The organism is Chelativorans multitrophicus (genome assembly GCF_011317445.1).
In the GTDB taxonomy this organism is placed as follows: domain Bacteria; phylum Pseudomonadota; class Alphaproteobacteria; order Rhizobiales; family Rhizobiaceae; genus Chelativorans; species Chelativorans multitrophicus.
In genome coordinates this window covers 437036-455585 of sequence record NZ_JAAAPL010000003.1, presented here as the reverse complement: position 1 = coordinate 455585, position 18550 = coordinate 437036, and the positions used below count along the sequence as shown (strand labels likewise).

21 protein-coding genes are annotated in these 18550 nt (G+C 59.6%); 7 read left to right on the top strand and 14 right to left on the bottom strand.

Features of this window, described 5'->3' with window-relative positions; translation table 11 throughout:
- Positions 1-107: 107 nt before the first annotated feature.
- A complete protein-coding gene (locus GNP00_RS23750) occupies positions 108-722 on the bottom strand; it encodes a L,D-transpeptidase family protein (RefSeq protein ID WP_011582735.1) in 615 nt (204 codons plus the stop codon).
- A gap of 83 nt (positions 723-805) precedes the next feature.
- Here GNP00_RS23750 and GNP00_RS16635 point away from each other — a divergent pair, with 83 nt between their 5' ends.
- Both GNP00_RS16635 and GNP00_RS16630 read left to right on the top strand, forming a co-directional pair.
- Positions 806-1489 (top strand): response regulator transcription factor, encoded by a 684-nt coding sequence (locus tag GNP00_RS16635; protein ID WP_011582736.1) that lies wholly within the window; start codon positions 806-808, stop codon positions 1487-1489.
- A gap of 54 nt (positions 1490-1543) precedes the next feature.
- Positions 1544-1999, top strand: coding sequence for a cyclic nucleotide-binding domain-containing protein (locus tag GNP00_RS16630; RefSeq protein ID WP_011582737.1), 456 nt, complete (start codon positions 1544-1546; stop codon positions 1997-1999).
- A 67-nt stretch (positions 2000-2066) separates the two neighbouring features.
- Here the strand turns inward: GNP00_RS16630 and rpmF are convergent, their stop codons facing one another.
- The 3 genes from rpmF to GNP00_RS16615 all read right to left on the bottom strand — a co-directional run bounded on the left by rpmF (position 2067) and on the right by GNP00_RS16615 (position 3565).
- Complete coding sequence (gene rpmF / locus GNP00_RS16625) at positions 2067-2249, bottom strand: 50S ribosomal protein L32 (RefSeq protein ID WP_011582738.1); 183 nt, start codon at positions 2247-2249, stop codon at positions 2067-2069.
- A 153-nt stretch (positions 2250-2402) separates the two neighbouring features.
- Positions 2403-2822: a hypothetical protein gene (locus tag GNP00_RS16620; RefSeq protein ID WP_011582739.1), complete on the bottom strand. Its 420-nt coding sequence runs from the start codon at positions 2820-2822 to the stop codon at positions 2403-2405.
- Positions 2804-3565 carry a biosynthetic peptidoglycan transglycosylase gene (locus tag GNP00_RS16615; protein ID WP_049764841.1) on the bottom strand — a complete coding sequence of 254 codons (762 nt, stop codon included), beginning with the start codon at positions 3563-3565 and terminating at the stop codon, positions 2804-2806. Before GNP00_RS16615 ends, GNP00_RS16620 begins: the two co-directional genes overlap by 19 nt.
- Before the next feature lie 97 nt (positions 3566-3662).
- Here GNP00_RS16615 and GNP00_RS16610 point away from each other — a divergent pair, with 97 nt between their 5' ends.
- Positions 3663-4580 carry a polyprenyl synthetase family protein gene (locus tag GNP00_RS16610; protein ID WP_011582741.1) on the top strand — a complete coding sequence of 306 codons (918 nt, stop codon included), beginning with the start codon at positions 3663-3665 and terminating at the stop codon, positions 4578-4580.
- A 19-nt stretch (positions 4581-4599) separates the two neighbouring features.
- Here GNP00_RS16610 and GNP00_RS16605 read toward each other — a convergent pair whose 3' ends face one another.
- Complete coding sequence (locus GNP00_RS16605) at positions 4600-4872, bottom strand: usg protein (RefSeq protein ID WP_011582742.1); 273 nt, start codon at positions 4870-4872, stop codon at positions 4600-4602.
- 286 nt (positions 4873-5158) lie between these two features.
- Here GNP00_RS16605 and acs point away from each other — a divergent pair, with 286 nt between their 5' ends.
- Positions 5159-7123, top strand: a complete 1965-nt coding sequence (acs, locus tag GNP00_RS16600) for an acetate--CoA ligase (RefSeq protein WP_011582743.1) — start codon at positions 5159-5161, stop codon at positions 7121-7123.
- A 277-nt stretch (positions 7124-7400) separates the two neighbouring features.
- Here acs and GNP00_RS16595 read toward each other — a convergent pair whose 3' ends face one another.
- From GNP00_RS16595 to GNP00_RS16580, 4 genes are all read right to left on the bottom strand, one after another.
- Positions 7401-8105: a helix-turn-helix transcriptional regulator gene (locus tag GNP00_RS16595; RefSeq protein WP_011582744.1), complete on the bottom strand. Its 705-nt coding sequence runs from the start codon at positions 8103-8105 to the stop codon at positions 7401-7403.
- Between the two features lie 12 nt (positions 8106-8117).
- On the bottom strand, positions 8118-8489 hold the full coding sequence (locus tag GNP00_RS16590; protein ID WP_011582745.1) for a VOC family protein: 372 nt from the start codon (positions 8487-8489) through the stop codon (positions 8118-8120).
- Between the two features lie 163 nt (positions 8490-8652).
- On the bottom strand, positions 8653-8817 hold the full coding sequence (locus tag GNP00_RS16585; protein WP_157038122.1) for a hypothetical protein: 165 nt from the start codon (positions 8815-8817) through the stop codon (positions 8653-8655).
- Between the two features lie 84 nt (positions 8818-8901).
- Entirely contained in the window at positions 8902-9693 is a 792-nt protein-coding gene (locus GNP00_RS16580; RefSeq protein ID WP_011582746.1) for an SDR family NAD(P)-dependent oxidoreductase, read from the bottom strand.
- Between the two features lie 218 nt (positions 9694-9911).
- Between GNP00_RS16580 and GNP00_RS16575 the strand changes: the two genes are divergently transcribed.
- On the top strand, positions 9912-10076 hold the full coding sequence (locus tag GNP00_RS16575) for a hypothetical protein (protein ID WP_011582747.1): 165 nt from the start codon (positions 9912-9914) through the stop codon (positions 10074-10076).
- Between the two features lie 36 nt (positions 10077-10112).
- Here GNP00_RS16575 and GNP00_RS16570 read toward each other — a convergent pair whose 3' ends face one another.
- The 5 genes from GNP00_RS16570 to tkt all read right to left on the bottom strand — a co-directional run bounded on the left by GNP00_RS16570 (position 10113) and on the right by tkt (position 17598).
- Positions 10113-11138: a class I fructose-bisphosphate aldolase gene (locus tag GNP00_RS16570; RefSeq protein WP_011582748.1), complete on the bottom strand. Its 1026-nt coding sequence runs from the start codon at positions 11136-11138 to the stop codon at positions 10113-10115.
- A 114-nt stretch (positions 11139-11252) separates the two neighbouring features.
- On the bottom strand, positions 11253-12449 hold the full coding sequence (locus GNP00_RS16565) for a phosphoglycerate kinase (RefSeq protein ID WP_011582749.1): 1197 nt from the start codon (positions 12447-12449) through the stop codon (positions 11253-11255).
- 68 nt (positions 12450-12517) lie between these two features.
- The gene (locus tag GNP00_RS16560) at positions 12518-14368 is read right to left on the bottom strand and encodes a potassium/proton antiporter (protein ID WP_011582750.1); all 1851 of its coding nucleotides are present in this window, start codon (positions 14366-14368) and stop codon (positions 12518-12520) included.
- 122 nt (positions 14369-14490) lie between these two features.
- On the bottom strand, positions 14491-15504 hold the full coding sequence (gap, locus tag GNP00_RS16555; RefSeq protein ID WP_011582751.1) for a type I glyceraldehyde-3-phosphate dehydrogenase: 1014 nt from the start codon (positions 15502-15504) through the stop codon (positions 14491-14493).
- A gap of 105 nt (positions 15505-15609) precedes the next feature.
- The gene (gene tkt / locus GNP00_RS16550) at positions 15610-17598 is read right to left on the bottom strand and encodes a transketolase (RefSeq protein ID WP_041544858.1); all 1989 of its coding nucleotides are present in this window, start codon (positions 17596-17598) and stop codon (positions 15610-15612) included.
- 290 nt (positions 17599-17888) lie between these two features.
- Here tkt and GNP00_RS16545 point away from each other — a divergent pair, with 290 nt between their 5' ends.
- Together GNP00_RS16545 and GNP00_RS16540 are read left to right on the top strand one after the other, a co-directional pair.
- Positions 17889-18161, top strand: coding sequence for a DUF4164 domain-containing protein (locus GNP00_RS16545; RefSeq protein ID WP_011582753.1), 273 nt, complete (start codon positions 17889-17891; stop codon positions 18159-18161).
- A 4-nt stretch (positions 18162-18165) separates the two neighbouring features.
- Positions 18166-18525, top strand: a complete 360-nt coding sequence (locus GNP00_RS16540) for a cell division protein ZapA (protein ID WP_011582754.1) — start codon at positions 18166-18168, stop codon at positions 18523-18525.
- Positions 18526-18550: the final 25 nt, after the last annotated feature.

Sequence of the window (18550 nt, the reverse complement as noted above, 5' to 3'; positions counted from 1 at the left end):
AATCTGCTTTAACATGAAACAAGAGAAGATTGTCGCCGCGAAAGCAGCGGCGATTCGGTCTTTCTTAAAAAGGTGAATTTATCATGACAAGCGTGACCCGCCATGGGTCAGGAGAGCACGCGAATCCGCGTTTTCCTGGAAAGCCTGGGTAAAATGCGTCTCATCGTTTGCGGCGCAATGGCGATGCAACCCTCCGTAGGCTTCATTTCGGGATGCGCAATATGCAGAAAAATTGCGCTGCCAGCGCCGCGCTGGCGCGACTTGATGTTCCAGTCCAGCACCACGCAAATATCATAGAGGGCGTCTTCCCGCTCCATTCTCTCATGACTTTTGGGAAAGGGCAGGCGGACCGGGCGATTGTAGTTCGCATCCCCCGGCGCATCGCACCATCCGAGATCGGATCGGATGGATAAGACGGGCAGGCGGGCAGGCCCGATTCCGCCTCGCCGGCGGTCACGTCTAAAATAGATGCCAAGTGGATGCATGACGAAGCCAGGTGTAGCGCCGTCTCCTTCACGCTTGAATACACTGATCCCAGAGCGTCCAAGTGCACAAGGAAAAACAAAAGCGTCGATCGAAAGAAGTCCTCGGGTCCGGTTTCGAGGATGTGGCCGAACAGCCAAAATAGATGTTTGGGCAGCCTTACGGGAGGTGCACGTGCCTTTACGCCGTTTCTGGCGTATAATTGATTTGTTGAACAAAGAATCGCAACGGGCTTTCATAGTAGGCTTATTGCGCATAAACGAACGTTCTGCCAAGCGGGGGCTGGTCAACGCCATCTGGCGAAACGAGTGACGGATCGAACATGACGCCACGCACCATCCTGATAGTCGATGACGACGACGACCTGCGCGCCACGCTGGTGGAGCAGCTTGCTCTTTATGAGGAGTTTGATCTCCTCGCGGAGCCGAACGCTACCAAGGGAATTCAGGCGACCCGCAATTCCATGGTGGATCTGACCATTATGGACGTTGGCTTGCCGGACATGGATGGAAGGGAGGCGGTCAAGCTGCTGAGAAAAGGCGGCTATCGTGCGCCAATTATCATGCTGACGGCCCAGGACACCGACTCCGACACCATTCTCGGCCTGGAAGCGGGCGCCAACGATTATGTGACGAAGCCTTTCCGATTCGCGGTCCTGCTCGCGCGTATTCGCGCGCAGATGCGCCAGCACGAGCAGAGCGAGGATGCGAATTTCACCGTGGGCCCATATACCTTCAAGCCGAGCCAGAAACTTCTGATCGACGAGCGCGGAAGCAAAATCCGCCTGACCGAGAAGGAGGCGGCAATCATCAAATATCTCTACCGCGCTGAGCAGAAAGTGGTCACTCGGGATGTCCTGCTCGAAGAGGTTTGGGGCTACAATTCGGGCGTGACGACCCATACTTTGGAGACGCACGTCTACCGTTTGAGACAAAAGATTGAACGTGATCCTTCCAAAGCCGAGATTCTTGTGACAGAAAGCGGCGGATACAAGCTCGTTCCCTGAGCCGGCGGGTGGGGAAAATCACAACAAGGGAACGGGCGCGGGGACGAATCCGCCATGGCGCTGGACGATGACATCCGCGTATTGTCCGGCGTGAGTCTCTTCGAGGGCTTCACGCGCGAGCAGCTACGCCTCCTGGCCTTTGGCGCCGAGACGATCTCTCTCGGCGCTGGTCGAAAGCTATACTCGGAGGGAGCGCCGGCGGACTGCGCCTTTATCATCTCGTCGGGAGAGGTGGCGCTTTTCCATCAGGACGGAGAACGCCGCGACTTGATCTCCACACATGGACCTGGCGCGATCCTAGGCGAGTTTGCGCTCATCGCGGAAACGGAGCGGCTGACGAGTGCCGTTGCTCAAACCGACGTCAGGGTGATCCGCCTGAGCCGTTCTTCGTTTCGCCGCATATTGGAGGAATTTCCCGAGATCGCGGAGCATTTGCGTCGTCGAATTGCAGCCGATCTCGAAGCAATGCTGGCGCGCATCCATTCCGTTGCGGCAAAACTCGTCAGATAGCCTTTTAGAAACAGAAAAGACCGGCCGAAGCCGGTCCTTTCCAAGTCGTTGCCTGAGAATTTGAAGTCTATGCTTCCTTCGGCTCCAGCACCTGCCGGCCGCGATACATCCCAGTCTTGAGATCGACGTGGTGCGGACGGCGAAGCTCGCCGGAATTCTTATCTTCCACATAGGTCGGCGCTTTCAGCGCATCGGCCGAACGACGCATGCCGCGCTTGGACGGCGAGGTTTTTCTTTTAGGAACAGCCATTGTACTCTCCGGTGTCGGTCAAAGGCCAATGCGGCTCCGCAAAGAGCCCCGCCAACCGGCCTCAAATCCTGCGATTGGGGCCCGCCTATACACGGGAATATGCGTCTTGGCCAGTGGGCGCGGCGATTTTTCGCGCTGGCCGAGCCCGCCCGGTCATCCATTTTCCGCGCTGATCTCATAGCGATCAATGAGATCACGATCCAGCAGCTTTGCATGAAACATAAGCAGGATAAGCTCCGCATCCTGGCCCTCGCCCGCTTCCAGCGCCAGTTCAAGCCGTTTTATCGCGCTCTCCAGCCGAGCCTCGCCGTTGTGCCTAGCAAATTCTTCCCGGCCGACCATGCAGAAAGCCATGAGGTCGCCCACGGATGGATAGGCTTCCGCCGGCGGCTCGGTGCCGTTCTGGGCCATTAGACTAACGGTCGCGAGTTTGACGCCTTCCGGCACACTGCCCGGATGAATGCCTGACCGCCGCAACGCCTCGTCCAGCCGGCGCATATCCTCCGACCGGCCAAAAATGCCGAAAAGGCCTATGGACGCTCCGCGCTTGACCATCAGGTTGAGCCAAGACATCCGACATAGCCGCCGGCCCGCTGCGCGCGAGCCTCGACGACGGAAGCAAGCCGCCTCAAAGCAGCTGAGGGCTGGGCGGGATTGCGCTCGCTCGGGTTTGGCAGCGTTACGGCAAGAAGAGCTGCCTCACGCCTTGACAGATCCCTGGACGGGCGGCCGAAATAATGTTGCGCTGCCGCCTCCACTCCATAGATGCCCGGCCCCCACTCGGCGATGTTGAGGTAAATTTCCATGATCCTGTGTTTGGGCATAACGGCGTCGAGGTAAATGGCAAGGGGAGCCTCGATTGCCTTTCGCAGAAACGATCGGCCGGGCCAAAGATAGAGGTTTTTCACCGTCTGCATGGGGATTGTAGAGGCGCCGCGAGTTCTTTCGCCCGAAAGAGCTTCATTGATGGCTGCTTTCAGTTCGCCCAAATCGATGCCCCGGTGGCTGCAAAACTGCCCGTCTTCCGACATCATTACAGAATGGATGACGTTCCTGCCCGCCTCCTCGAGCGGTGTCCATTGCCGCTCATAGCCGCGAAGCGTCGCAAGATCGGCAAGCATCAAAGTGGAAACGGGGTGCACGAACGGCAGACAATAAATAAGCGTGAGAACCAGCGGGACAATAGCGACAAGAACCGCCGCGCGGACGAGCCGGTTCGCAAAGCGCCCCGCCAACCCCGACCGCCGGCGCCGCCGGACTGGACCAGGCCGCCTTTCCGCTTCCACTGCCGGTGCCTCCAAGCCGTGCTCCTGCATTTTCTTCGTTCCGGCATACCGGCAGCCCATTCCACTGGCAACTATAAACAACCCGGAGCATCTTGACCGCCTCGCAGAATGCGGTCATCGCTCCGGAATGGAAGAGATGACAATCCCCACCTTCGAAAGCCTGCTGGCCTTGAACGCGCAATCGGTCGAGGACCTTCTGCGCCACCTCCTTGACGAGCGCGTGCGCGAGGGGGAAATTCTGCGTCCCAGCCACTTGTTGGCGGCGATGCGCCATGGCGTACTGAACGGGGGCAAGCGGCTCCGGCCATTCCTTGTACTGGAAAGCGCGGCGCTCTTCGAAGCACAAGGGATGGCCTCCCTGCGCGTCGCGGCAGCGCTTGAATGCGTGCACTGCTATTCATTGATTCATGACGACCTGCCGGCGATGGACGATGATGACCTCCGCCGGGGCCAGCCCACCGTGCACCGCGCCTTCGATGAAGCAACGGCCATCCTCGCGGGTGACAGTCTGCTCACATACGCCTTTGACATCATCGCCGACGCGGAAACGGATCTTCGGCCGGAAATAAGGGCGGATTTGGTGGTGAAATTGGCCACAGCGGCGGGCATGGGCGGCATGGCAGGCGGGCAGGCACTTGATCTGCTGGCCGAGAAGGTCCCGCCCGACGAAGTCGGGATTGTGCAGCTCCAGGCCATGAAGACGGGAGCGCTGTTTCGGTTCGCTTGCGAAGCGGGTGCAATTGTTGCTGATGCCAGCAGCGCCGATCGCGAGCGGATGTCCTCTTTCGGCGCGGCGATCGGTCTCGCATTTCAGCTGGCCGACGATCTGCTGGACCTTACGGCAAGTGCCGATGCCGTGGGCAAGGCGACCGGGAAGGACGCCGCAGCCGGCAAGGCCACTCTCGCTGCCCTGCACGGTGAGGAGTGGGTACGCGCGCAGCTTGTAGGCTTGGTGGCACAGGCGGAAGGTCTGCTTGAGCCCTATGGAGAAAGAGCGGCCGTGCTGCGCCACGCCGCACGCTTCGTAGCCCAGCGAAACCGATGAACCCAGCCGTTGAGAGACGTTATTGCAGCACTAACTCGCCTGTGACATTGCGCCATTCCGTCGGAGAGATAAGCTGGCGGTGCGTGTAGATTACTGAGTGTAACGGCCCGTCAAGCGTATCGCGCCAGAACGAGATAAACCGGTGCAGTGCGGGAAATTTGGGAGCCACATCATAGTGCTGCCAGACGAACATCTGGAGCAGATGTGGATGATCGGGAAGGTGATACAGAAACTTCGCGGTTGTCAGGCCGTAGCCTTCCAGCATCAATTCGGTCTCGCGTGTGTTCCGCATTTCTTTCCTTTCAAATGCAGTTACGTCTCAAGTGTGTATCGTGACGGGTTGACCGTCCAGTGGAAAAATGCTTCACGAAACCGAATGTTCCTTGCATTTCAGCATGTTAGCAGCACATGCACTAGAGTGCTACTAGGCGTTCTGCACTGCGGAAGCGCAACAATCCTGTCAAATCGACGAATATTGCCCTCTCACGCAGTATGGTAATAATGCGCCCGACGAAACGAGGAGGCGCGGCGTCCAATCAGGACGAAGCTGTGGTCCGAGACCTTACCGGAGGAAACAGATGTCCGATGTGCATATTCACCGTGTGAAAGCGGCGTGGAAGAAGCGCGCGCTGATCGACGGCGAAACCTATAGGAAGTGGTACCGGGACAGCATCAAGGATCCAGATAAGTTCTGGGGCAAGCACGGCAAGCGTATCGACTGGTTCAAGCCTTACACCAAGGTGAAGAACGCTTCCTTCGGGGGCAAGGTGTCGATCAAATGGTTCGAGGATGGCCTCACCAATGTCGCCCATAATTGTATTGATCGGCACCTGAAGAAACGCGGAGACCAGGTGGCCATCATCTGGGAAGGCGATAACCCGTACGACGACCGGAAGATCACCTATCGGCAACTTTATGAGCATGTCTGCCGGCTTGCCAATGTGCTGAAGGAGCGCGGCGTCAAGAAGGGTGACCGCGTGACCATCTATATGCCGATGATCCCGGAGGCAGCCTATGCCATGCTCGCCTGCGCACGCATCGGCGCAGTCCACTCGGTCGTCTTCGGCGGCTTCTCGCCCGATTCGCTTGCCGGCCGCATTGAGGACGGCAAATCGGATTTCGTCATCACCGCGGATCAGGGCCTGCGCGGCGGCAAGACGATCCCGCTCAAGGAAAACACGGACAAGGCGATCGCCATCGCCGAGAAGGCAGGCGCCAAGGTGCGCCACGTGCTGGTGGTGCGGCGCACGGGCGGAAAGATCAATTGGGTCGAAGGCCGCGACCTCTGGTACCATGAGGAAATTCGCGACGCGAAGACCCAGTGCAAGCCAGAACCGATGAATGCTGAAGACCCGCTCTTCATTCTCTACACTTCGGGCTCCACGGGAAAACCCAAAGGCGTGCTCCACACGACGGGCGGGTACCTCGTCTTTGCGTCCATGACGCACCAATACGTGTTCGACTATCAGGATGGCGACATTTATTGGTGCACGGCCGATGTGGGCTGGGTGACCGGCCATAGCTACATCGTCTACGGTCCGCTTGCCAACGGTGCCACGACACTGATGTTCGAGGGTGTGCCGAACTATCCGGATGCTTCCCGCTTATGGGAGGTGGTGGACAAGCACCAGGTCAACATCTTTTACACCGCGCCGACCGCAATCCGCGCACTCATGGGCGCCGGCGATCATTTCGTCACCAGAACTTCGCGCAAATCCTTGCGCTTGCTCGGCTCCGTTGGAGAGCCGATCAATCCGGAAGCCTGGGAATGGTATTACAACGTGGTGGGGGAGAAACGCTCTCCTGTGGTGGACACCTGGTGGCAAACCGAAACGGGCGGCATAATGATCACGCCGTTGCCAGGAGCGATCGACCTCAAAGCAGGCTCCGCGACGCTTCCCTTTTTCGGCGTCCAGCCGCAGCTTGTCGACGGCGACGGGAAGCCGATCGAAGGTGCCGGTTCCGGCAATCTCTGTATCGCCGAATCCTGGCCGGGGCAGATGCGCACGGTCTATGGCGATCATGAGCGCTTCGTGCAGACCTATTTTTCCACCTATAAGGGGAAATACTTTACGGGAGACGGCTGCCGGCGCGATGAGGACGGGTATTACTGGATCACCGGCCGAGTCGACGACGTTCTCAACGTCTCCGGCCACAGGCTGGGGACAGCCGAGGTGGAATCGGCCCTTGTCTCACATCAGAAAGTGTCAGAGGCGGCGGTCGTGGGCTATCCGCATGACATCAAGGGGCAGGGCATCTACTGCTATGTCACGCTGATGGCAGGCGAGAAGGGGTCCGACGCGCTCAAGAAAGAGCTGGTCGAACACGTGCGTCGTGAGATCGGACCCATCGCCACCCCGGACAAGATTCAGTTTGCGCCCGGCCTGCCCAAGACGCGCTCCGGCAAGATCATGCGCCGCATCCTGCGCAAGATTGCCGAAGACGATTTCGGCGCTCTGGGCGATACCTCGACGCTCGCCGATCCGGCTGTGGTAGAAGATCTCGTCGAGAACCGGCAAAACAAGAGAACGGTGGAAGCCTAGCGCAGGCAGCTAGTCAAATTTCACGTCCCGGCCCCTTGCACATTCTTTTGCTGCCATCCACATTGGGCGCAACTGCAACAACATGAAAGGAGGTGATCCGATGTCGAGTGATTTCAATTCCAGCGTGGCCTCGGCGGATTGCCTTTTCCGGGAGCAGCCTCTCGGTTGAAGCGCATGACGCGCGGCGCGGCGTGATTGCTCAAGCCGCTGGCCGCGTCAAGGAATGGAATGCACGGGGCTGTCCGAAAGGGCAGCCCTTTTCCTTGGGCGTTGCAGCCTACCCGTGCCCATTGCCGCCGATCTCGTGCATTTCCATGCGGCGGTAAAAATCGGCCAGTTGCTTGCCTCGCTCAGGCTTGAACCCACGGCCGGCGTCCCCCATCGCGACAATCCGATCAAGGCGGAAGGTGCGGAAATCATCGCGCAGCTCGCAGCAGGCGACAAGCGTCCAGACCTTTCCCCAGAACCAGAGCCCCAGCGGGCGCACATCGCGCTGGGTAACCTGGCCCACCTCATCGCGGTAATCGAGCGAAAGCGCGCGGCGCTGCTCCACGGCTCGTTCCATCACGTCGATCGCCTGGCGTTCCGCCTCGCTGATTCCCCAATTGGGCGTGTGGATTTCCGTGCGCGAGATCCGATCACGCTCATTTTGCGGCAATACGGTGCCAATTTTGATCAGCGCCTCTTCAGCTGCGCGAGCCATCGCCGCGCCGCCAAACGCGCGCACCATGCGGGCGCCGGCGACGAGAGCAACGATCTCATCACGCGTGAACATCAGCGGCGGCAGCTCGAAGCCTTCGCGCATCAGATAGCCAACACCAGCCTCGCCGTCGATCGGCACGCCTGTCGATTGCAGGTCTGCGATGTCGCGATAGATCGTGCGTTCGGAAACTTCGAGCCGCTCCGAAAGAATGCGCGCTGTCACCAACCTGCCGCCACGCAAATGCTGGACGATCTGAAAAAGACGGTCGGCGCGCCGCATATAGGCTGCTCCTCAAGTAAAGAGCCCGAAGCTGTTGCCGTCAGGATCGAGACAATACACGAACCGTCCGGCAGGAATAGGGATGATGGGTGATACCACCCTACCGCCATTGGCGGCCACACGCTCCATGGCTTCCTCCAGTGGAGCCGCAACCGCCAGATGGATGGTCGGCCCCGTCCCTTCCGGAGCAGGCTTGCCGGGATATAGATGGCCGGCAACTGAATCCTCGTCACGCGCTGCGAAGCGCGCCATGGGATTGGGTCCGCCTTCCATGTCCGCAAGGTCGTTCTGCAACACGGCCCCGTAAAAGCGTCGGGCGCGTTCCATATCCGTCACGGGTATTTCGAACCATACGGCTGCATCATTAGGCAGGAAAGATGACATTGGAGATTCCCTCATTTTCAAAGATGATCGCACAGCGCTCCTGACAGCATTGCGTCAGGAGCCGCGGCTCCGTTCAAAGCGGCGGAGCCGCTCGGGCCAGTAGGTTTCCGAACAGCGGCTGCGAAGTGCCTGGCGCTGCCGCTACGAAAGCCGTTTCTTCATATCAGCCGCGACGCATCGGCCACCCCGGTGTCCAGTCGATGTCCCGCTGCAGGCTCGGAGGCAGTTCGTTCATTACCCGCTCCCCAAACCTGCGGCGTTTGCGCTGCCGGTAGGTTTCCGTCCAGCGCTCCAGCGTCCGCGTGATCGAATTTCTCGCAACAACCATAGCTCTACCTCCATCATTCATCGCGGAGGATTATCTCAGGTCCGTAATGACAGCGTTTCGTCAGGAGGCTTTGGCGGCGAAGGCTTAATCCTCGGACCGAACGGAGACGGTGTAGTTTAGCGGCAAGCGTCCACCATCGGCATAAATTGTCTGGCCAGTAATATAGCTTGCTTCGTCAGAGGCCAGGAATGCTGCAATAGATGCGATCTCTTGAGGATCACCAATGCGGCCAAGCGGAGTTCTCGAGAGAATGCGTTCCCGAGCATCTGGATCATCATTAACGCTCGTAAGCATGTCGGTCATGATGGAGCCGGGTCCGATCGCATTGACCCGTATGCCATGTGGCGCAAGCGCGAGCGCCATCACCTTGGTGAGCTGGTTCACGCCGCCCTTCGAGATCGAATAGGGCACCTGATCGGCGATTGCGAAAACCGCGTTGACGGAGGACATGTTGATGATTGCCCCGGCCGGCCCGCCATTTTGCACCTTCTCGACCATAAATCGGGCCGCAGCCTGTCCGACGAGAAAAGCGCCCTTGAGGTTCACGCGCAAAACGCGATCGAAATCCTCCTCCCTCAGATCGAGGAAGTCTGCGCCGTGAGCGATCCCGGCATTATTCACAAGGACATCAATGTCCCCCAGCGCATCAATGGTGAAAGCAATCAGATTATGGACATCCAGGCTCCTCCCGACGTCCGCCTTGGCAAACCAGGCTTCGCCCAGTTTCTCAAGGCTCTTCAGTGAACGGGTGCCCTTTTCTCCGTCAATATCGGCGATTACGACGCGCATGCCTTCTCGCAAAAACCGCTCCGCAACGGCATAGCCGATCCCGCCGGCCCCGCCTGTGACAACCGCCGTTTTCCCGTCCAGAGCCATGGCACCACTCCTTAGCCTTGCCCCGAGAAAACTGGTCTTGCCGCGACGCCCGGTCAAGCATTCCTTTAGGGCAACGGCGCTCTCACGTCCGCGGCAACATCAAGGGTGCCATTTTGGGCGAGCCGATCCGCGAATCCGACTTACGAGAGTAACAACGCTCTTTGACAGGGCGCTGGAAATAGGATCAAACCCCGTGATCGCTATCTGCCGGCCTACAAATGACCAAGATTCTATCACTGTTGATCGTGGCCGCCATGATTCTGCACATCATCCGGCCGCTCGGGCTGCCCGGCCTAAAACAGCGTCGCGATTTTTGGAAACTCGCGATAATCGCGCTCGCTGCGATGGCGGCAACGGTTGGCTTGAGCCATCTCCGTGGCTAGGCAGGCGGCCGGCTGCCCAGCCGCCTGCCGCGACCTTTAAGCAGCCACTTCCAGCTCTTGCTTCCAGTCACCTCGAGCGGCGAGAGCATTCATACGCGCGCGGTGCGCAAAGGCGCGCTGGCCAGCAGCGACATTCTCGCTTTTGCCGCCCCAAGCCTTGAGTGCCGCGGCCTGCAGAGCACGCCCGTAAGAGAAGGTCAGCTTCCATGGCATCGAGTGGGATGCATTCATGAGAGAGAGATGCGCCGTCGCCTCTTCGTCGGACTGGCCGCCTGAGAGGAAGGCGATACCCGGCACCGCCGCAGGAACGGTCGCCTTGAGGCAGCGAACGGTCTTTTCAGCCACCTCCTCCCGTGACGCCTTGCGCGCGTTCTTGCCGTCAATAACCATATTCGGCTTCAACACCATGCCTTCGAGCGCGACACGGGCATCGAACAGCTCGGTGAAGACCGTCTTCAGCACCCACTCGGTAACCTCGTAGCACCGATCGATGGAGTGGGTTGCGGGCGTGCCGTCCATCAGCACTTCCGGCTCCACGATCGGTACAATCCCGGCTTCCTGGCAAAGGGCGGCGTAGCGAGCCAGCGCTTGCGCGTTCTGCTTCACCGAACCCCAGGTCGGAAGATCGTCGGAAACAGCGATCACGCCGCGCCACTTTGCGAAGCGTGCGCCAAGTTCGTAATATTCCTTCAGGCGCTCGCGCAGACCATCGAGGCCCTCCGTAATGGTCTCGCCCGGGAAGCCTGCCAGCGGCTTGGCGCCTGCATCCACTTTAATCCCCGGCACCGCGCCGGAACGGCTGATGATCTCCACGAGGGGCGTTCCGTCCTTCGCCTGCTGGCGCAGGGTCTCATCGTAGAGAATAACGCCCGAAATGGAGTTCCGCATGGCCTCGTCGGCGCGAAACAACATCTCGCGATAGTCGCGGCGGTTGTCTGCGGTCGATTCGAGGCCGATCGAGTCGAAGCGCTTCTTGATCGTGCCGCTGCTTTCGTCCGCCGCGAGAATCCCTTTGCCGTCGGCCACCATCCGGGCCGCTATATCTTCCAGCCTCTCGCTCATTCTTGCCTCCTGTGTGAACACATGCCGAATATCAGATGGCTCAAAAAAACGGAATGCCGGACAAAGCTCCCTAATCGATTGAAATGTAAAGAATTATTTCCCCGGCGCAACGACTCACTTCTGAAGCGCTGCAACGCCCGGAAGGTCCTTGCCTTCCATCCACTCAAGGAAAGCGCCACCGGCGGTCGAGACATAGCTGAAGTCATCAGACACATCCGCCTGGTTGAGTGCTGCTACCGTATCGCCGCCGCCTGCGACCGACACCAGGAGGCTCTCACGGGTTCGCCGGGCGGCATACTTTGCTACCTCCATGGTAGCCTTGTCGAAAGGCGAAAGCTCGAAAGCGCCGAGAGGCCCATTCCAAACCAGCGTGTCGGCCCGGTCCAGCCACTCTTTCACCTTTTCGACCGACTTCGGCCCGACATCGAGGATCATAGCATCTTCCGGCACGGCGTCGATGTCGACCGTCTCGGTTTCCGCCCCAGCTTCGAATTTCCGTGCCACCACCGCGTCGACTGGCAGGATGATCGCACAGCCGGCCTCAGCCGCATCGATCATGATCTGTTTGGCTGTTTCCCTAAGATCGTGCTCGCATAACGACTTGCCGACGGAAGTGCCGCGCGCTGCAAGGAAGGTGTTGGCCATCCCGCCTCCGATAACGAGACAGTCGACCTTCTTCACGAGATTGGTGAGCAGATCGATTTTGGTGGAGACTTTCGCGCCGCCGACGATCGCCACCACAGGGCGTTTCGGATCTCCAAGACCGCGCTGGAGAGCTTCGAGCTCCGCCTGGATGGTGCGTCCCGCATAAGCGGGAAGGAGATGCGCCAGCCCTTCCGTCGAGGCATGCGCGCGATGGGCGGCAGAAAAGGCATCGTTGACATAGATGTCGCCATTTGCCGCGAGCGCCTTCGTAAATTCCGGGTCGTTCTTTTCCTCGCCCGCGTGAAAGCGGGTGTTTTCCAGAAGCAGGATGTCCCCGCCCGTCATTTCGTCCACGGCCTTCTTCGCCGGTTCGCCTATGCAGCTGGATGCGAAGTGGACGCGCCGATCGAGGACTGCTTCCACCGCATGTGCAATCGGCTGTAGAGAAGCCTCTGCATCCGGCTTGCCCTTGGGCCGACCGAAATGGGCAAGCAAGATAACCTTGGCACCCTTGTCGGAAAGCTCCGTAATGGTCGGCGCAACACGCTCGATGCGGGTCGTGTCCGTAACCTCCCCATCCTTTACCGGCACATTCAAGTCCACGCGCAGAAGCACACGCTTTCCCGCTACATCCTTCAAATCGTCCAATGTCTTGAAACCGGCCATGACTTGCTCTCCTCGAACTGGCAACGCGCGGGAAAATACAGCCCGCCCGGCATCACGCAAGGCGGGATTTACTCCTGAATGCCTTCCTCTGCTTTCGTGGCCGAACGACCCGGTTTTCGGCGGCGCTGAAAAAAGCCCCAAAGGCGGCTCAGCGCCTCACCGGCACTAATGAAAACCGGCACCTGAGGCGGCCGCAGCGGCGGATCGACGGAGAGGCCGATGGAGGTGATATGGCCATTTTCATCAACGTCGCGCACGATGAGTTCCACACTACCGAGCGGCACCCGGTCACCATATTCCGCGCGCCCGCCCAAGCGCATGCGCACGAAATCGCTGATAAGAAGCGCTTGGTCTTCCTCACTCAGCCCCAATGCATAAGCTGCCTCGATATCGGCCATCGGCCTTTTCGGATCCACCGCGAAAGCGCCGAAGAAATCGGCGTCCTCTGGATCGACATCGGTGGGGCTTGCGAAGAGGCGATCGAGAAGTCGCGGATAGCGGTCCGGCACAAAAATATACACGCGGTCGCCGGCCATCAGCCGGCCTGCATATTGATACGCCATCGAACGGCCGTCGCGCACCACGAGAGACGGGCGTGCCCAGCGCGGAATGCGCTCGCCGCGCTCGACAGGACTTCCCGCCACGACGCGGTAGGCGAGGAGCTCATGATGGGCCGAACCCGGCAGTTCCAATTCCACCTTGTCCACAGGGCCGATGCGCGGTGGCAGGATCATGCCGAGCCGGCGCGCAACCGGGCCGATGCTCCAGCCCTGCAGGACCAGCGACACAAGCACCACTATAAAGACGATGTTGAAGATGGCCCGCCCGTTCTCGACCTCCTGCAAGATCGGCAGGAGTGCAAGCAGGATGGAAACAGCTCCGCGCAGACCTACCCAGGAAATGAAGGCCGTCTCCGCTTTGGTGAAACGAAAGGGCGCAAGGCAGAGCGCCACCGCAACTGGACGGGCGACGAAGATAAGGAACAAGCCAATGAAAAGAGCTGGCAACAGAATATCGGCGAACTGGGATGGCGTTGCAAAAAGGCCGAGCACCAGGAACATGATGATCTGCGCCAGCCATGTCACGCCATCCTGGAAGCGCTTCAGCATCCCTGTGGAGCGCATGCGAGCATTGCCGGCGACCATACCGGCCACATAGACCGCAAGAAACCCGGAACCGCCTATGGCTCCCGTAAGCGCAAAGACAAGGAGGGACAGCGCCAGGACGAAGATAGGGAGGAGCCCCTGTTCCAGGCGAAGCCGCAGAACCAGGCGCACAATGAGATATCCGCCGAGCAGACCGACAACGAGGCCGATAACCATCTGCTGGAGAAATCCCAGAACGATTTCTCCAGCGAGTGCGCCCGGCTCGAGAACCTCACCGGAAGCGACGAGGCTCACGAGCGAAAGCGTAAGGAAGATGGCCATCGGGTCGTTGGAGCCCGACTCCACCTCAAGGGTCGAGCGGACCCGGTCTCGCACTGATATATTACCGACACGCAAGAGGAAGAACACCGCAGCCGCGTCCGTAGAGGCCACTGCCGCGCCCAGCAGGAACGACTCAAGCCAAGCGAATCCCGCCACATAGTGGCTGGCGACCGCAATAAGGCCCGTGGTTGCGATGACGCCGACCGTGGCCAAGACGATGGCTGGCGCGGATGCCGAACGGAAACTGGCAAAGCTCGTGCCGAAACCGGAATCGAATAGGATCACCGCAAGAGCAAGGGAGCCAATAAAGAAGGCGATAGGAGCGTTGTCGAAATCGATGCCGCCAAAGCCGTCCGTTCCGGCCGCCAATCCGATTCCAAGAAAGATGAGAAGGAGGGGTGCGCCAAAGCGAAACGCTATTAGGCTTGAAAAGGCCGCGATGAGGACAAGCGCGGTGCCAACGAGTGTTATCAAATAGATGGTCGGATCCATAGACCTCTCTAAGACGTGTCATGCGGCTAAAGTGCGGTAAAACTATATGATTGCGCAAGCTGTTGCAGAAATAAAAAGGCCCGGCGGAGAGCCGGGCCTCTAACAAAAAACAGTTCCGTTTATCAGCGGAGCGTATTTGCGATGACCGCCGTGACATCGGCCATGCGATTTGAGAAGCCCCACTCGTTGTCATACCAGGACATGACCCGCACCAGATCGCCATCGATTACCTTGGTTTGGTCGAGCGCGAAGGTGGAGGAGGCTGGATCGTGGTTGAAATCGGACGAGACCAGCGGCTCCTTCGTGTAGGCAAGGACGCCTTTCAGCGGACCCTCGGTGGCCGCGGCAACGAGGGCCTCATTCACCTCCTGAACCGTGACTTTGCGCTTCGGCACAAATTTGAAATCGATGACCGAGACATTCGGCGTGGGAACGCGGATCGATACGCCGTCGAGTTTTCCATTGAGTTCTGGCAGGACGAGACCGACAGCTTTTGCAGCACCGGTTGATGTTGGGATCATCGACAGGGCTGCCGCGCGGGCGCGGTAAAGATCCTTGTGCATCGTGTCCAGCGTCGGCTGATCGCCCGTATAGGAATGCACGGTGGTCATGAAGCCCTTCTCGATGCCGAAGGCGTCATTCAGCACCTTGGCCACCGGCGCCAGGCAGTTGGTGGTGCAGGAGGCGTTGGAAAGGACGACATGGTCCTTGGTAATCTTGTCGTGGTTCACGCCATAGACCACCGTAATGTCGGCGCCATCCGCCGGTGCGGAGACGAGCACACGCTTGGCACCAGCGGCAAGATGCGCAGAAGCTTTGTCCTTGGACGTGAAGAGGCCCGTGCACTCGAGCACGATGTCCACGCCGAGATCCTTCCACGGCAGCTTGGAGGGATCGCGTTCTGCGAGCACCTTGAAGGAGTCGGCGCCGATGCTGATGCTATCGCCCTCGACCTTCACTTCGCCGGGAAAGCGGCCATGCACGCTGTCATAGCGCAACAGATGGGCGTTGCTCTCAACGGGCCCGAGGTCGTTGACGGCCACAACGTCGATATCCTTGCGGCCCGACTCATAGATGGCGCGTACGATGTTGCGGCCGATGCGGCCAAATCCGTTTACGGCTACTTTGACAGTCATGAACTACCTCCGGCGAGCGTGACACGATACATGGAAGCATAGCTGGACGCCGATTTCGCGGCGGCGTCCGCTAAAAAACCGACTGCGCCTCCCGGCGCAAATTTCTCAATCGGGCAGTCGCGCCTCCACCGCCTCAACAGCAGCTTCGGCGGTGATGCCGAAATGCTGGTAGAGCTCGGGCGCGGGTCCGCTGGCACCAAAGCCGTGCATGCCGATGAAGATGCCATCGACGCCAATAAAGCGATCCCAACCCTGCCGCACGCCGGCCTCAATGGCAATCCGCACCGGAGCATCACCAAGAATCGCCCGCTGATAATCCTGCGACTGCTCTTCAAACAGCTCGAAACAGGGCACCGAGACGACGCGCGTGGGGTATCCCCGCTCTTCGAGCATGACACGAGCCTTTACGGCGATTTCCACTTCCGAGCCGCTGGCGAAGATTGTCACCTTCGCTTCGTCGCTGGCGGGCAGAAGTTCGTAAGCTCCGCGGGCACACAGGTTCTCCTCCTCGAATTCAAGGCGCACGGGCTGAAGTTTCTGGCGCGTCAAGGCGATGGTGGAGGGCGTCTTCCTCGATTCAAGGGCAAGCTGCCAGCATTCAGCGGTTTCCGTAGCATCCGCGGGACGGAAAACATTGTGATTCGGGATAGCGCGCAGGGCAGCCAGATGCTCGACCGGTTGATGCGTTGGGCCGTCCTCGCCGAGACCGATGGAATCGTGCGTCATGACGAAGATGGAACGAATATGCATCAAGGAAGCAAGCCGCATGGCCGGCCGGGCATAATCGGAGAAAGTCAGAAAGGTGCCGCCGTAAGGGATCAAACCGCCATGCAAGGCAATTCCGTTCATGGCGGCCGCCATCGCGTGCTCGCGAATGCCGAAATGTATGTAGCGGCCTGAAAAGTCCGTAGGCGTGATTGGAGTCGTCTGGCTCGTTTTGGTGTTGTTGGAGCCAGTCAGGTCGGCGGAGCCACCCACCGTCTCGGGAATACAATCGTTGATCACCTCAAGCGCCATCTCGGAAGCGTTTCGGGTAGCAACGGCGGTATTCTGCTGCGCCAGCTTTTTCTTGTAATCGACGATGACGCCCGGAAAGGCCGCCGGGAGATCGCCGCGCATGCGCCGCTCGAACTGCGCGCGCGTCTCGGTATCGGCGGCGGCAAGGCGCTTTTCCCACGAGCCACGCTCTTTGGCCGAGCGAAGGCCGGCCAGCCGCCAGTCGTCTAGAACCTCAGACGGTACAACAAAGGGGGGTGAATCCCAGCCGAGAGCTGAGCGTGTCTTGGCGATCTCGTCGGCGCCGAGAGGAGAGCCATGCACCTTGTTCGTGCCGGCTTTGCTCGGCGAGCCGTAGCCGATAGTGGTGCGGAAGGCGATCAGCGTCGGCCGATCGGACTGGCGCGCAGTCTCGATGGCCGAAGCGATCGCGTCGGGATCATGCCCGTCGGCGCGCAGCGTATTCCAGCCCGAAGCGGCAAAGCGCGCGCACTGATCGGTGGAATCGGCAAGCGAGACAGGGCCGTCAATGGAGATATGGTTATCGTCGAAGAGGACGATTAGCTTGTTGAGCCTGAGGTGGCCGGCGAGCGTCAAGGCCTCCTGGCTGATGCCTTCCATCAGACAGCCATCGCCTACCAGGGCATAGGTAAAGTGATTGACAAGGTCGTCACCGTAGCGGGCGTTGAGCAGACGCTCGGCGATCGCCATGCCCACGGCATTGCCGAAGCCCTGGCCGAGAGGGCCGGTCGTCGTCTCGATGCCGGCAGCGAAGCCATATTCGGGATGACCTGCCGTACGCGAGCCGAGCTGGCGGAAATTCTTGATTTCCTCGATTGTGATGTCCTCGTAGCCCAGCAGGTGGAGCAGCGAGTAAAGCAGCATCGAGCCGTGGCCCGCCGAAAGGACGAAGCGATCGCGATCCGGCCAATGGGGCGTCTTCGGGTCATGTTTCATGAACCGCGTGAAAAGGACTGTCGCAATGTCAGCCGTCCCCATGGGAAGGCCCGGATGTCCGGACTTGGCCTTTTCGACGGCATCCATCGAAAGGAAACGGATCGCATTCGCCATCCGGTCGTGTTTTTCGCGTGAGATCATGTGCGCTCGCTGGGTCGGCTGCGGTCTGTCGGGCACTGGCGGGGCTCGCGCCCGCAAAAGCAGGCGACACATAGCAGTTGCGTTGCTCAAGTCAATAAACAGCCGCACATCGGAAAGGTTCGCCCCTTACCAGCCTCCATTTTTCGAGAAACCTCTTCTCTTGGCCAGCAAACCGGGGGATTTGACCGTCCGGCATGTTGACGGGTGATTCACCCACCGCGTAATCTTTTGCGGGTAAAATCTTCTGATTGCGCGTTATTCGCGGGCGGGGGCGGCCGGGGATGTTTGCGATGAGTGGGGAAGCCACGCTGAGAGAAGTTCTCATACGCCTCGGAAAGGCCATCGACAGCCTGGAGGCTGCGTCTGACGCCAGGCTTGAGCGAGAACGCGATTTCTCTGAAGCCGAAGCCGAAGTGCAGCGGATGGGCGCCGATCGTGCGCGCCTGGCGCAGGAGATCGACAAATCCGAGGCGCGGGCGGAACGGCTTTCGGAAGTCAATCGCGAAGTATCGCGCAGGCTGGTAGCGGCGATGGAAACGATCCGCGCCGTTCTGGATCGGTAGAAATATGGCCCAAGTTACAGTAACGATCGACGGCAAGGCATATCGTATGGCTTGTGAAGAGGGCCAGGAAGAACACCTCGTGGACCTCGCGCAACGGTTCGACCGCTATGTCGCCCATCTGAAGGACTCCTTTGGCGAGATCGGCGATCAGCGCGTCACCGTTATGGCGGGCATCATGGTCATGGACGAGCTTTCTGAGCTGCAGAGGCGGATGCGCGGCCTCGAAAGCGAGATTGCGACGTTGCGAAAGACGCGCGACGATGCACTGCTTAAGGCAGACCAAAATGATGCTGCGCTGACGGGTGCCCTCGCTCAAATCGCCGAGCGCATCGAGGCAGTTGCTGCAAAGCTGGCAGGCTCGTAAGAATGCGCCAGAAGCAACCGGCGCG

What these genes read in the sequence shown, in the direction of transcription:
- GNP00_RS23750 (WP_011582735.1), bottom strand. Translation starts at nt 722, where the DNA reads ATGAAAGCCCGTTGCGATTCTTTGTTCAACAAATCAATTATACGCCAG.
- GNP00_RS16635 (WP_011582736.1), top strand. Translation starts at nt 806, where the DNA reads ATGACGCCACGCACCATCCTGATAGTCGATGACGACGACGACCTGCGC.
- GNP00_RS16630 (WP_011582737.1), top strand. Translation starts at nt 1,544, where the DNA reads ATGGCGCTGGACGATGACATCCGCGTATTGTCCGGCGTGAGTCTCTTC.
- rpmF (WP_011582738.1), bottom strand. Translation starts at nt 2,249, where the DNA reads ATGGCTGTTCCTAAAAGAAAAACCTCGCCGTCCAAGCGCGGCATGCGT.
- GNP00_RS16620 (WP_011582739.1), bottom strand. Translation starts at nt 2,822, where the DNA reads ATGTCTTGGCTCAACCTGATGGTCAAGCGCGGAGCGTCCATAGGCCTT.
- GNP00_RS16615 (WP_049764841.1), bottom strand. Translation starts at nt 3,565, where the DNA reads ATGCAGGAGCACGGCTTGGAGGCACCGGCAGTGGAAGCGGAAAGGCGG.
- GNP00_RS16610 (WP_011582741.1), top strand. Translation starts at nt 3,663, where the DNA reads ATGGAAGAGATGACAATCCCCACCTTCGAAAGCCTGCTGGCCTTGAAC.
- GNP00_RS16605 (WP_011582742.1), bottom strand. Translation starts at nt 4,872, where the DNA reads ATGCGGAACACACGCGAGACCGAATTGATGCTGGAAGGCTACGGCCTG.
- acs (WP_011582743.1), top strand. Translation starts at nt 5,159, where the DNA reads ATGTCCGATGTGCATATTCACCGTGTGAAAGCGGCGTGGAAGAAGCGC.
- GNP00_RS16595 (WP_011582744.1), bottom strand. Translation starts at nt 8,105, where the DNA reads ATGCGGCGCGCCGACCGTCTTTTTCAGATCGTCCAGCATTTGCGTGGC.
- GNP00_RS16590 (WP_011582745.1), bottom strand. Translation starts at nt 8,489, where the DNA reads ATGTCATCTTTCCTGCCTAATGATGCAGCCGTATGGTTCGAAATACCC.
- GNP00_RS16585 (WP_157038122.1), bottom strand. Translation starts at nt 8,817, where the DNA reads ATGGTTGTTGCGAGAAATTCGATCACGCGGACGCTGGAGCGCTGGACG.
- GNP00_RS16580 (WP_011582746.1), bottom strand. Translation starts at nt 9,693, where the DNA reads ATGGCTCTGGACGGGAAAACGGCGGTTGTCACAGGCGGGGCCGGCGGG.
- GNP00_RS16575 (WP_011582747.1), top strand. Translation starts at nt 9,912, where the DNA reads ATGACCAAGATTCTATCACTGTTGATCGTGGCCGCCATGATTCTGCAC.
- GNP00_RS16570 (WP_011582748.1), bottom strand. Translation starts at nt 11,138, where the DNA reads ATGAGCGAGAGGCTGGAAGATATAGCGGCCCGGATGGTGGCCGACGGC.
- GNP00_RS16565 (WP_011582749.1), bottom strand. Translation starts at nt 12,449, where the DNA reads ATGGCCGGTTTCAAGACATTGGACGATTTGAAGGATGTAGCGGGAAAG.
- GNP00_RS16560 (WP_011582750.1), bottom strand. Translation starts at nt 14,368, where the DNA reads ATGGATCCGACCATCTATTTGATAACACTCGTTGGCACCGCGCTTGTC.
- gap (WP_011582751.1), bottom strand. Translation starts at nt 15,504, where the DNA reads ATGACTGTCAAAGTAGCCGTAAACGGATTTGGCCGCATCGGCCGCAAC.
- tkt (WP_041544858.1), bottom strand. Translation starts at nt 17,598, where the DNA reads ATGATCTCACGCGAAAAACACGACCGGATGGCGAATGCGATCCGTTTC.
- GNP00_RS16545 (WP_011582753.1), top strand. Translation starts at nt 17,889, where the DNA reads ATGAGTGGGGAAGCCACGCTGAGAGAAGTTCTCATACGCCTCGGAAAG.
- GNP00_RS16540 (WP_011582754.1), top strand. Translation starts at nt 18,166, where the DNA reads ATGGCCCAAGTTACAGTAACGATCGACGGCAAGGCATATCGTATGGCT.